9 protein-coding genes are annotated in these 13,318 nt (G+C 40.3%); 8 read left to right on the forward strand and 1 reads right to left on the reverse strand.

Annotation, left to right across the window (positions count from 1 at the left end; translation table 11 throughout):
* Window positions 1-97: 97 nt before the first annotated feature.
* The 8 genes from pcrA (at window position 98) to EIH20_RS05485 (ending at window position 11,340) form a co-directional block, all read left to right on the forward strand.
* A complete protein-coding gene (gene pcrA, locus EIH20_RS05450) occupies window positions 98-2,404 on the forward strand; it encodes a DNA helicase PcrA (protein ID WP_124058538.1) in 2,307 nt (768 codons plus the stop codon).
* Window positions 2,405-2,425: 21 nt separating this feature from the next.
* The gene (gene ligA, locus EIH20_RS05455) at window positions 2,426-4,474 is read left to right on the forward strand and encodes an NAD-dependent DNA ligase LigA (protein WP_124058540.1); all 2,049 of its coding nucleotides are present in this window, start codon (window positions 2,426-2,428) and stop codon (window positions 4,472-4,474) included.
* Window positions 4,440-5,678: a CamS family sex pheromone protein gene (locus EIH20_RS05460; protein ID WP_241152392.1), complete on the forward strand. Its 1,239-nt coding sequence runs from the start codon at window positions 4,440-4,442 to the stop codon at window positions 5,676-5,678. The genes ligA and EIH20_RS05460 overlap by 35 nt, the downstream gene beginning before the upstream one ends.
* A 24-nt stretch (window positions 5,679-5,702) precedes the next feature.
* Window positions 5,703-5,999: an Asp-tRNA(Asn)/Glu-tRNA(Gln) amidotransferase subunit GatC gene (gatC, locus tag EIH20_RS05465; RefSeq protein ID WP_124058542.1), complete on the forward strand. Its 297-nt coding sequence runs from the start codon at window positions 5,703-5,705 to the stop codon at window positions 5,997-5,999.
* The gene (gatA, locus tag EIH20_RS05470) at window positions 5,999-7,456 is read left to right on the forward strand and encodes an Asp-tRNA(Asn)/Glu-tRNA(Gln) amidotransferase subunit GatA (RefSeq protein WP_124058544.1); all 1,458 of its coding nucleotides are present in this window, start codon (window positions 5,999-6,001) and stop codon (window positions 7,454-7,456) included. Before gatC ends, gatA begins: the two co-directional genes overlap by 1 nt.
* Window positions 7,457-7,467: 11 nt before the next feature.
* Window positions 7,468-8,901, forward strand: a complete 1,434-nt coding sequence (gene gatB / locus EIH20_RS05475) for an Asp-tRNA(Asn)/Glu-tRNA(Gln) amidotransferase subunit GatB (protein WP_124058546.1) — start codon at window positions 7,468-7,470, stop codon at window positions 8,899-8,901.
* A 192-nt stretch (window positions 8,902-9,093) separates the two neighbouring features.
* Window positions 9,094-10,476, forward strand: coding sequence for a L,D-transpeptidase family protein (locus EIH20_RS05480; RefSeq protein WP_124058548.1), 1,383 nt, complete (start codon window positions 9,094-9,096; stop codon window positions 10,474-10,476).
* Window positions 10,477-10,710: 234 nt separating this feature from the next.
* Complete coding sequence (locus EIH20_RS05485; protein WP_124058551.1) at window positions 10,711-11,340, forward strand: DUF1054 family protein; 630 nt, start codon at window positions 10,711-10,713, stop codon at window positions 11,338-11,340.
* A 121-nt stretch (window positions 11,341-11,461) separates the two neighbouring features.
* Here the strand turns inward: EIH20_RS05485 and uvrC are convergent, their stop codons facing one another.
* Window positions 11,462-13,309 (reverse strand): excinuclease ABC subunit UvrC, encoded by a 1,848-nt coding sequence (gene uvrC / locus EIH20_RS05490; protein WP_124058553.1) that lies wholly within the window; start codon window positions 13,307-13,309, stop codon window positions 11,462-11,464.
* Window positions 13,310-13,318 lie beyond the last annotated feature (9 nt).

Here is a 13,318-nt window from a genome sequence, read left to right on the forward strand (position 1 = left end):
CTAAAAGTTTGACCAATTTTTTGTTATAATTAGATACGATTGTATTATCCTTAATTAGTTCAAAATGAAGCAAGGATAATGATTAGGAGGAAGTAGAGTGCCATCACTACTAGAGAATATTAAAGGACTAAATGACCAACAAAGAGAAGCTGTATTGACCACCCAGGGCCCGCTTCTTATTGCTGCCGGAGCTGGTAGTGGCAAGACCCGAGTTTTAACGCATCGCATTGCGTATCTCATTCAAGAACAAAATGTTAATCCATGGAATATTTTAGCCATCACGTTTACAAATAAAGCGGCTAATGAAATGAAACAACGGGTTCAAGCTTTGGTAGGCCCAGAAGCTGAGGCGATTTGGGTAGCCACTTTCCATGCTATGTGCGCCCGCATCCTCAGACGTGAAGCGTTAGCGATTGGCTATGAACGAAATTTTACGATTGTGGATCAATCTCAACAACAAACTTTGATGAAACAAGTGCTTAAAGACTTGAATCTAGATGCCAATGTTTACCCTTATAAAGAGATGTTATGGGTTATTGATGAAGCAAAGAATCAAAATATTCTGCCTGAGGAATTTAGCCAAAAGGCGGACAGCTATCTTGAACAAGTTCAAGCCAAAGTCTACTTAGCTTATCAAAAGACATTGAAAGCAGCTAATGCGATGGACTTTAATGACCTTATTTTGTACACCGTAAAATTGTTGCAAGAGAATGAATCAATTCGCCAATTTTATCAACATAAATTCCAGTATATTCATGTTGATGAATATCAAGACACCAATGAGAGTCAGTATCTTTTAGTAAAATTGTTAACTGGCATCTTGCAAAATGTCTGTGTCGTTGGCGATGCGGATCAATCGATTTATGGTTGGCGGGGCGCTAACATGGAAAACATGTTGAATTTTGAAAAAGACTATCCGCATGCCAAAGTTATCCTGTTGGAACAGAATTATCGCTCAACACAAACGATTCTTAAAGCGGCCAACAGTGTGATCCAACATAATCAAAATCGTCGAGCTAAGAATCTTTGGTCTGATAAAGCAGCTGGCGAGAAAGTCTATTTCTATCATGCGGATAATGACTCAGCTGAAGCCCAGTTTGTGATTCAACAAATCGTTAGACAAAAACAGGATAAAGGCTTATCTTATAAAGATTTTGCTGTTTTATATCGTACCCAAGCGCAATCACGTAGTTTAGAAGACCAGCTTTTAAAAGCTAATGTGCCTTATAAGATTGTCGGTGGTCTCAAATTCTATGCCCGTAAAGAGATATTAGATACCTTAGCATATTTGAAACTCATTGATAATTTAGCGGATAACTTAAGTTTTAATCGAATTGTCAATGTTCCCAAAAGAGGCATTGGGCCGACTAGTCTTGACAAATTAGCCGAGTTTGCGGCGAGCTATGGTTTATCATATTTTGAAGCCATTGAGCACATTCAACAAGCCAATCTATCGGCAGCAGCTAAGCAAAAATTAACACAATTCCGAGAACTCATTTTACAACTAAAAGAACAGAGTCAGTATCTAAATGTCAGTGAATTGGTTGAAGCCGTTTGGAACCATACGGGTTATCAGGCTAGCTTAAAAGCTGAAGGAGATCTTGAAGCGCTGAATCGGTTGGAGAATCTAGAGGAATTTGCTTCGGTTACTAAACAGTTTGATGAACGTGATCCATCAGAACGGATGGAACAAGATCCTGATTTTATTGAGGCTGATCAAGAGAGCCAAAAAGGTGAGACGGTGCCAGTCCTAACTCAATTCTTAACCGAACTGTCACTAGTAACGGACAATACAGAAGAAATTCAAGACGATCAAGTTGTTTTGATGACTATGCATGCGGCCAAAGGTTTAGAGTTCCCGTATGTCTTTATTGTCGGCATGGAAGAAGGGCTCTTTCCTCTAGGGCGTTCTTTAGAGAACGAGGATGATTTAGAGGAAGAACGCCGTCTAGCTTATGTAGGCATGACACGAGCAGAGCAAGTACTTTATCTGTCTGCTGCTCAAAGCCGTCTCTTATATGGACGCTATCAACATAATTTAGTCAGTCGCTTTTTAGAAGAAATCGAAGCAGATTTGGTTGAAAAATTAGGTGTGACTTATCGCCAATTCCAGTCATCATTCGGTTCATATCAACGGGGATCTCATCAATCAGCTAGTCGGGTGAAATTAAACGCACGACCTCAAGTGAGAAATCAAGCTAACACGCAAGCGTTAAGACCGAATCAGTCGGCTACATCCACCCAGTGGACAGTCGGAGACAAGGTTCAACATAAGGCTTGGGGTCAAGGAACCATTGTTAAAGTGAGTCAAACCAAAACGGATACAGTATTATCAATCGCCTTTGCCTCACAAGGCGTGAAAGATTTATTGGCAGCATTTGCTCCGATTACTCGCATTGATTAAGGATTAGAAAGGAAGCTTAATATGACCGAAAAGAAAGTAAGCTTTGCAGATCTTCAGGCTTTGCGTAAACAGCTAAATGAGTATGCCTATCAATATTATGTTTTGGATCAACCGAGTATTTCGGATAGCCAGTATGACCAATTGTATCGTCAACTTGAATTGATCGAAATGGAACATCCAGAATGGATTAGCCCCGATTCGCCTACTCAACGAGTTGGTGACCAGATGTTGACGGGTTTTCAAAAGGTTCGCCATGCTCAACCTTTGTATAGTTTAGGAAATGCCTTTAATGAGCAAGATATGGCTGACTTTGTCAATCGTATTTTAAATCAAGTTCAAGGCCCTGTATCCTTTATTTGTGAATGTAAAATTGACGGTTTGTCAGTGGCTTTGACCTATGAAGAGGGTCAATTTGTACGTGGAGCCACGCGAGGGAATGGTCAAGAAGGTGAAGATGTCACGAGTAATTTACGGACAATTAAGGCCTTGCCGCTTCGTCTGCGCCGACCAGTGTCTGTGGAAGTTCGAGGCGAATGTTATATGCCAAAATCGAGCTTCCTAGCTTTAAATGAGCAAAGAGAAGCAGACGGACTACCTGTTTTAGCTAATCCACGTAATGCCGCTGCCGGAGGATTAAGACAGCTTGATCCTAAAGCAAGTGCTCAACGCAATTTGAATCTATTTCTCTATGGGGCTGTGGTTAGTGAATCCTTCCATCCTCACTCACAAGAGGAGCTCTTTCGTGAGTTAGAAGCCGTTGGTTTACGAACGAATCCTTTGCGGCGGGAGTGTCATAATTTGGCTGAAATTATGGCTTATATTGAAGAAATCAATGAAAAGCGACATGATTTACCTTATGAAATTGATGGAGTTGTTGTGAAAGTAAATGATTTCGCCTTGCAGGAACAGCTAGGTTTTACGGTTAAAGCGCCACGTTGGGCTATTGCTTACAAGTTTCTTGCGCAAGTTGAAGAAACGCAAGTATTGGATGTGGAGTGGACTGTCGGTCGAACAGGTGTAGTCACACCGACGGCTGTTATGCAACCAGTCCAGTTAGCCGGTACGGTGGTTAAACGGGCTAGCCTACACAACGTTGATTATGTTAAGAGCTTAGATTTACGGATAGGCGACTGGGTAACCATTCACAAAGCAGGAGATATAATTCCAGAGGTTACCAGTGTTTTAACTGAACGAAGGGCGGAAGAAACAAAGACCTTAGCCATCCCGCAACACTGTCCAGAATGTCAGGCACCTTTAGTACAAGAAGAGGGTCAAGTAGCCATTCGTTGTGAAAATCCTTTGTGTCCAGCTCAACAGCTGGCCCAAATTTCACATTTTGCTTCGCGAGCGGCTATGAATATTGTCGGATTGGGGCCACAAATTATTAAAGGTTTGTTAGAACAAGATTTGATTCATAATGTAGCCGATTTATATGACTTGACTAGTCAAGACTTGATGAAAGTCGATAAAATTAAAGAAAAATCAGCACAAAAATTAATTCAAGCCATTGAAGCCAGCAAAAAGAATCCCCTCGATTACTTATTGTTTGGGTTGGGTATCCGCCACGTTGGTGCTAAAGCGGCCCGCTTACTGGCACAACGATTTGGTTCCATGGAGGCATTAGCTCAGGCTAGCTTAGATGAAATGGCTTCAGTAGAAGGAATCGGTCTGACAATTAGTCAATCCCTTAGAATGTTTTTCGATCGAGCAGATTCGCAAGAGCTTCTACAACGTTTAGCCCAACAGGGTCTGACTATGACATCGGAGTCAATGGGAGAAAAAATTGAAAGTAAAGACAATCAATGGTATGGTAAAACGGTAGTTTTAACTGGAACGATGGAACATTATACGCGAAGCCAAGCCAAGCAAATTCTTGAAAATTTGGGGGCTAATGTAACGGGCAGTGTTTCGGCTAAAACAGACGTCCTAATTGCTGGTAGTGAAGCCGGAAGTAAACTAAGTAAGGCTCAAGCATTGGGCATCCAAATTATGGATGAGGCCCAATTCCTAAGCAGTTTGTCAGATAAAACAGTAGATGATGAAAAGGAAAGCGAGCGAAGCGATGAATAAACGTTGGAAACAAATTGTGGGTTTTATTTTACCGATGTTAGTCTTAAGTGGATGCATTCAGGATTTAGAGAAAGCCCCATCTAAAGAAAAGAAAGTCGGTCCAGATGAAGTTGTGGTGCAGACGACCAATAATCAATTGTCAGATAATTATTATCGATCAGTTATTCGCGATGGGAAATATCAATTAGCTGCTTCTGCAAGCGTGGATAATAATTTGACGTCTAGTGGCAATAGCCAAGCTTATGAAGAGGGCTTATTACGGATTTCTAAGAAAATTTTCCCTACGGATCAGTATTTCCTTCAAGAAGGTCAAATTATCGATGAAGATACGATGACTTCATGGCTAGGCCGGGAAACAAAAGATAATCCAGACGGCTTGAACCCTGTTTTAGAGGAAGACCAAACGAGTGAAACAACTACTGAGAACGCACAAGCGGCCAATGATCAAGCTGAAAATCAAAGCACAACAAATGAACAAGTTGTGGTTGATGCAGCGGCTACCCCGATATACCTTGCTCAAATTATGGAGAAAGATATCATGGTGGAAGATGGCGATAACTTCAAAATGGGAGGTATTGTTGTTGGTTTAGCTATGAATAGCGAATATTCCTATACGGATGCCAATGGTGTGGTTCACAAACAAGAGATTTCGATGGGGGAATTGCGTGAGCGAGGTAAAGCCTATGCCAATATTATTGTTGGTCGTCTACGTAACACCAAAGAATTACGATCAGTGCCGATTGTAGTGGGGATTTTTAAACAGGCGCCAAGCACCTCGGTTGTGGGAGGAAGTTATGTTTTAAGTGGAGTTTCCCGTGAAGGAAATTATGTTAGCGATTGGACAGAGCATAACGATGTACGGGTGGCTCTTCCAGTTGCTAAAGATGCGGAAGGCAATGATCAGTATAAGTACTTCGATGACTTCTCAAATCAAATTATTAATTTCTTCCCTAATTTAAATGGTGTGAGTGGTGAAGGGCTTTATGTAGATGGGGCTTTAGCAAGTTTGAAAATTAATATTGTATCTCAATTTTATCAACAGACTGAGATAACCGCTTTGACCCAGCAAGTGACCGATTCCGCTCAAAAGAATTTACCAGAGGGTGTGAATATTGAAATTACCATTAATTCTGCGGCTGGGGTAGAATCTTACATTGGTCGTCAGGCAGGCGCCAAAGAATTTCAAACGCATATTTTCCAATAATTTAGTCAAGAGAAGGAGTCTCGTATGATTAATCAAAATGATATCAAGCATGTTGCTAAATTAGCAAAATTACAGTTTCAAGATTCAGAATTAGAAAAATTCACAAGTGAATTCAACCAAATTATTTCATTGGTAGAACATTTGACTGAAGTGGACACACAAGGGATTGAGCCAACGTATCATGGAAATGACTTGATGAATGTCTACCGTCAAGACCAAGCACAATTGACGGCTGATCGACAAGCCATGCTTGCCAATGCTCAAACTATGCAAGATGGCTTCATCAAAGTTCCAGCCATTTTAGAAAGTGAGGAAGCCTAATGACTGAATATCCAACTACCATTAAAGAAATTCAAGCTGGACTAGCCCAAGGTAGCTTTACAGCCGTTGAATTGGTTCAATCTATCTATCAAGGTCTACAAGTTAGCGAACCAAAACTTCAAGCTCTTTTAGCAAGCAATCAAGAGCAAGCGCTAGAGGCTGCTAAACAAGCGGACCAAATTGGTTATGGACCCGACGCGCCTAAGTTGAATGGAGTTCCTATGGTTGTTAAAGATAATATCTTGACCAAAGGATTAACCACTACAGCAGCGAGTAAGATTTTAGCTAACTTTAATCCATCATATGATGCGACAGTTGTAACAAAGCTAAAAGAAGCTGGGGCTATTATTATTGCTAAAGCAAACTTGGATGAATTTGCCATGGGAGCTTCTTGCGAACGCTCAGCCTTTCAAGTTACCCACAATCCTTGGAATTTAAACTGTGTGCCTGGGGGATCTTCTGGTGGTTCATCTGCTACAGTTTCTGGTCGTCAAGTTCCAGCAAGTTTAGGAACAGATACGGGTGGCTCTATTCGTCAGCCAGCTGCTTTTACGGGAATTGTAGGGATGAAACCGACCTATGGAAGTGTCTCACGTTACGGTGTCATTGCCTTTGGGTCGAGTTTAGATCAAGTGGGTCCTATGACCTTAACAGTTGAAGATAATGCTAAAGTTCTGGAGGTTATTGCTGGTCATGATGATCATGATTCTACCTCTTTGAAAGATTTTGATTTGAATTATTCATCTAAGCTTGGTCAATCTCTTGCTGGTTTAAAGATTGCTTTTCCGCGTGAGTATAAGGATGAAGCTATTCATCCAGATATTCGTCAGGCCATGGAACAAGCTGCGGAATTTTATCGTAGCCAAGGGGCTATCGTCGATGAGGTATCTTTACCGCATTCAAAATACGGTATTAATGTCTACTACATCATTGCTTCCTCAGAAGCATCCTCAAACCTCCAGCGTTTTGATGGCGTACGTTACGGGTATCGTTCACAAGCAGCTAAGACTTTAGAAGATGTCTATGTGATGTCACGCTCTGAGGGATTTGGTGATGAAGTTAAACGTCGGATTATGCTAGGAACCTTCTCGTTAAGTTCAGGTTATTACGATGCTTACTTTAATAAAGCTGCACAAGTTCGGACATTAATTAAACAAGAGTTTAATCAAGTGTTGGCTGAATACGATTTGATTATGGGGCCAACTACGACTTCAACAGCTTTTGAAATCGGCGGTAAAGTGAATGATCCAGTTGAAATGTATGTGGCTGACTTATTGACTGTGAATGCGAACTTAACGGGCTTGCCGGCTCTATCAATTCCAGCTGGTTTCGACCACAATGGCTTACCAATCGGGCTCCAATTATTGGGTCGTCCGCTTGACGAAGCGACCATCTATCAAGCAGCTCATGCTTTTGAAACGAACCATGACTTTGCTAGCCAAGTCCCACAGTACTAGGAGGTTCTTAAATGAATTTTGAAACCGTTATTGGACTGGAAGTCCATGTTGAACTGAAAACTGAATCCAAAATGTTTAGCCCTTCACCTGCTCACTTCGGAGCTGAACCAAATACCAATATTAATGAAATTGACTGGGGTTACCCAGGAGTTTTACCTGTGGTCAATCAAGGGGCCATCGAGTTTGGTATGCGAGCGGCACTAGCTTTAAATTGTGATATTGCACGCCGGATGAAATTTGATCGTAAGAACTATTTCTATCCAGATAATCCTAAGGCCTATCAAATTTCACAATTTGATCAGCCTATTGGCTCGAATGGCTATATTGATATTGAAGTAAACGGTCAAACTAAGCGTATTCGGATTGAACGTTTGCACTTAGAAGAAGATGCCGGTAAGAATACGCATGGAACAGACGGCTACTCCTATGTCGATTTAAACCGTCAAGGAACACCATTAATTGAAATTGTTTCTGAAGCGGATATGCGGTCACCCGAAGAAGCGTATGCTTATTTGGAAGCCTTACGACAAAAAATTATGTACACTGAAGTTTCAGACGTTAAGATGGAAGAAGGTTCCATGCGTTGTGATGCCAATATTTCGATTCGACCTTATGGCCAAAAAGCCTTCGGAACGAAAACGGAGTTAAAGAACTTAAACTCCTTTAACTTTGTCAAGAAAGGCTTAGCTTTTGAAGAAAAACGTCAAGCCCAAGTATTATTGTCGGGCGGTATCATTCAACAAGAGACACGACGCTATGATGAAGCGACTGGTAAAACTATCTTAATGCGGGTTAAGGAAGGGTCTGCAGACTATCGTTATTTCCCTGAACCAGACCTACCTCCAATGACTATCGATCAGGAATGGATTGACCGTGTTCAAGCTTCGATCCCAGAAATGCCAGATAGCCGACGCAAACGCTATGTAGAAAAATTTGGTTTACCTGAATATGACGCAATGGTCTTGACTTTATCTAAGGAAATGTCGGATTTCTTCCAAGCGACTGTTGAAGCCGGAGCAGATCCAAAACAAGCCTCTAACTGGCTTATGGGAGAAGTATCTGCTCATATGAATAGTGAAAAAGTGACACTTGCTGAAATGGCTTTAACGCCAACTAATTTAGCTCAAATGATTGGTCTGATTGAAGATGGCACTATTTCATCCAAGATTGCTAAACGTTTATTTAAAATCTTGGCGACTGAAGGCGGCGACGCTCAAACGGTAGTAGAGAAACATGGAATGGCTCAATTGAGTGATCCAGCTAAGTTATTACCGATTATTGAAGAAATTGTAGCGAATAACCAACAATCATTAGAAGATTATAAAAACGGAAAAGACCGTGCCGTTGGCTTCTTTGTTGGTCAGATCATGAAAGCAACTAAAGGGCAAGCTAATCCTCAAGTTGTCAATCAATTATTGCTTGAAACCTTAAAGAAATTGTCATAAACATTTTTATAAGCAAATAAATATGAAAATAGGTAAATTTATCTTCATATTTATTTGCTTTTTCGCTATAATGAGTCTTGAAATATGACAAACTAATGGCTTTGTATTTAGTTTGTTGGTAATTTTTGCTTAATAATTTGAATATATTGGTAATTAATACCATAAGAAGATGGATGATTGGGTGGGAAAAAATTGAAAAAGAGTTTATGGTCAATCATTGGCGTTGTGTTAACATTAGTTATTGTTTATGTGGTGGGAGTGGCCTATTTTGCGAATCGCTTTATGCCAAGTACAAGTCTAGCTAGCGTGAGTATTTCAGGTAAAACGTTAGACCAAGCACAGGAGGCCTTTGTTCAAAAGTTCAATGATCAAAGCATTGAAGTGATGGAAAATAATCAAAATTTAGGACAAGTAAAAATTCAAGATTTACAAGCGCAATATGATATGCAACAAGTATTAAAGATGGCCTTTGAAAAACAAAATCCTAATTTATGGTTTACTTATTTCTTTAGACCTACTAAGATTGATCCACAATTTGCCAATACAGTCACAGTAGATTCGGCTAAATTAGAGTCTGTCTTTACAAAACTAGGAATTGATAATGAAAAACGTAAAGATGGCACCAATGCAACAATTGAGTACGATAAGGCAAAGGGCTACTTTGTAAAAGCTGAGAAAATCGGAACCAAGGTTGACTTTAAAAAATTAGCTTTGGCTGCTATGGACGGGGTGGGTAACCAAGCAGATGAACTTGATTTAACCTCAGGCTATCAAGATCCTGCAGTTAAGTCGACGTCCAAAGTGGTCACTGATACAATGAAACAAATCCACGATGTCGCTGAAAGCAAAATCACATTAACAATTGCCGGTGATGAAGTTAAAATCCCTAAGGAAGTTATTATGGATTGGATTCATTTTGATACCAATGGGCAAATGGCCTTTAGTCCTGAAGGAATTACGACCTATCTTAATCAGTTAAATGAAAAGTATTCAACAATTAACAAGGTTCGTACCATTGACAGTGCCATGCAAGGCAAAGTTGAAGTACAACCAGGAATTTTAGGGTGGAGTATTGACACCGAAAAAGAAACGCAAAATATCATTCGCGATCTATTTGCTAATAAACCGGTAAAACGGGATCCTGCTATTGCTTCTCGGGGAGGCATTCCTAATGCCAAAGATGATATCGGTTCAACATATATTGAAGTGGATTTGACTAATCAAATGATGTGGTATTATGTTGATAAGAAAATCGTTGTAGAAACACCGATCGTTTCGGGACAACCTGCTTCTCCATCAACTCCAGGTGCTTTTGCCATTATTGAAAAATTACAAAATACGGAATTAAAAGGCTATAACCCGTTTTATAAGAAAAAATACTCGGTGCCAGTGGCTTATTGGATGCGTTTTAATGATAATGCTGAAGGTATTCATGATTCATCATGGCAATCATCTTATGGTGGGAATACATGGCAATGGTCAGGGTCACTTGGCTGTATTAATACACCAATCGATGCCGTAGCGACTATTTATGCTACTGCAGATTATGGTACTCCAGTTTTAGTTCACCATTAATCATTGAGAAATGAGTCTAGTAAATTTTAGTCTTATTTTCGTCGAATTGACTTATTTTTAAAAGATGTAATCCACCAGCTAATGTCTAAACCAAGTTTCGTTAAGGCATTAGGCTTGGTGGATTTTTCGTTGGAGATTTACTCGTTTTGGCATTTTGGGGCGAGTAGCTAATCGGACTCAATAATGCTTTTGTGAAGTAGTATAATTTATTTGTGACTAAGGGAGGAAAGAATCATGCAATTTGAAAAGTCTGATTTTGCACTATTTGAGCAGGGTGATTTAGGCCAACGGATGACCCAAATACGGACTCATATTCAACCAAAATTTGCCTTTTTTGGTGCTTTTCTAGCTCAAGTAATGAAAGAACAATCCGAATCGACACTAGAGCTACCGGTTCACATCGCCCAACACTTACGACGTACGGTTTATCCTCCTGAAAGTACTTGGGTGGCTATTGGTGGCAATAAGCGGGGCTATAAGAAATTTCCACATTTTCATTTATTAATTAACAAAGATTATCTCTTTTTTGGCCTTGCTCTGATTGATCAACCGATGCATGAAGGAGCTATGGCCCAGCTTTTACTGGATCAATCTGGATTATTTGATTCAATCACTTCCAATTATGTGATTATTCCCGACCATACTCAAGCGGCATATTATGCTTGTCAAGAAGATATTTTGAATCAGGCGTTGACTCGCTTACGTGATGTAAAGAAAGCGGAATTCATGTTAGGTCGAATGATTGCCAAAGATCAAGTTGCATTACTTGAAAATAAAGCCTTTCAAGCATGGCTTAAACAAACTGTGATCGATTTATTTCCTATTTATCAAGCTTTACTTGCTTGCCAAGCCTCAGCTTACTAGTAAAATAGTACGAATCTGTTTTAGCTGAAATAATATAAAAAATTCCGAATCCAGGTTACAAGCAACATTCAATTTGCTTGCCTGCCTGACAATTCGGAATTTTTTAATTTAGTGTGTAAATTTACTGGTTTGTTTGATTATTTAATTGATCAAGAATTCGTTGGGCCACTTTTTGAGGAATGCCTAGTTTTTGTAAGTCTGTTAAAGAAGCAGATTTTATTGCTTGAAGGGATTTTAATTCTTTTAGTAATTTGGTCCGCGTTTTGGGACCGACCCCTTCAATTTCATCGAGGATAGAGGCAAACTGAGATTTGCTTCTTACTTGACGGTGGTAAGAGATGGCATAACGATGGACTTCTTCTTGAATTCGTTGTAGGAAGTGAAAGGCTTGACTTCGGTGATCCATTTCAACTAGGTTTTCTTGATAGCCATCCATCAAAGCGGCTGTTTTGTGATGTTGGTCTTTGACCATGCCGGCCACTGGAATTGAAAGGCCTAATTCATTTTCGAGAACATCGCGAGCGGCGCGAATTTGAATTTTCCCCCCATCCATCAGGATTAAATCAGGTAGAGGTTTTTCTTCACGCAGAAGGCGTGTGTAGCGACGGCGAATAATTTCTTGCGTATGTGCAAATTCATGAGCTCCTTCAACGCTCTTGATTTTGAATTTTCGGTAATTTTTCCGTTCAGGTTTACCATCTCGATAGACGACCATACCTGACACAGCATGAGTTCCCAAAATATTTGAGTGGTCAAAGGCTTCAATATAGTTGGCACGGGGCAGGTTGAGCAGTTGAGCTAATTCTTCGACAGCCCCTAGGGTTTTTAATTGTTTCATTTCAATTAAACGAAACTTCTCATCGAGGGCAATTTGACTGTTTTTGCGACAGAGTTCGAGAATACTTTTTTTCTTGCCTTTCTGAGGACTGATAATTTTGACGGCTAAGACTTCAGTCAAGAGTTCAGCATCGATGTCTTGGGGGACAATGATAGCCCGGGGTTTGATATGACTTTGCTCTTGATAAAAGCGGGCAATGAAAGTGGTCACTTCTTCAGAGGCAATGCCATAACAAGGATAAATAGCAGCTTCACGTTTTAAAATGGAGCCTTGGCGGAGCATAAAAACTTGAATGGAAAGCCAGCCCTTATTATGGGTATAGCCAAAGACGTCCATATGATCATAATCTTGGCTCATGACGTTTTGTCGTTCAATTGTCGTCTCAATGTAGTGAATCTGATTGCGGTAATCTGCCGCTTGTTCGAAATCTAGTTTTTCGGCTGCTTGGGACATTTTATCTTTTAAGGCTTGTTTGATTGGAGCCACATCGCCATTAAAGAATCGTTTGATCCGTTCGATTTGTTGGTCGTATTCTTGCCGTGAGACCTCGTGGTCGCAAGGACCGATACATTGGCCCAAATGATAGTAAAAGCAAGCTCGCTTTTCATTCTTGGGACACCGTCTTAAGGGATAAACCCGGTGAAGCAATTGCTGGGTATTAGTGGCGGCATAGACATTAGGGAAGGGACCAAAATAATGGCCACCATCTTTAAGAACCTGATTAGTAATAATCAATTGAGGATGACGTTCCTTGGTAATCTTTAGGTAGGGATACATGGTCCCTTCTTTAAGTTTAATATTATAGGGTGGCTTATACTTCTGAATCAGATTAATTTCGAGAATCAGGGCTTCTTTGTTGCTATTGGTCACAATGGTTTCAAAGTGATCAATTTCCGACACTAACTTGGTCGTCTTAGTATCATGGGCCCCGCGAAAATAGGAACGAACCCGGTTTTTAAGGTTTTTAGCTTTTCCGACATAGATAATTTCATCTTGAGCATTTTTCATTAAATAACAGCCAGGTAGATCGGGTAAAAGACGGAGTTTATTTTCAATTTTTTGGCGGATTTCAATTTTATCCAGGACTTTTTGGCGAGAACGGGTCAGCCGTTTAGGGGATTGGTCGGTCATGATAACCTC

The sequence above is a fragment of the Vaginisenegalia massiliensis genome, from assembly GCF_900604935.1.
GTDB classification, from domain to species: Bacteria; Bacillota; Bacilli; order Lactobacillales; family Aerococcaceae; genus Vaginisenegalia; species Vaginisenegalia massiliensis.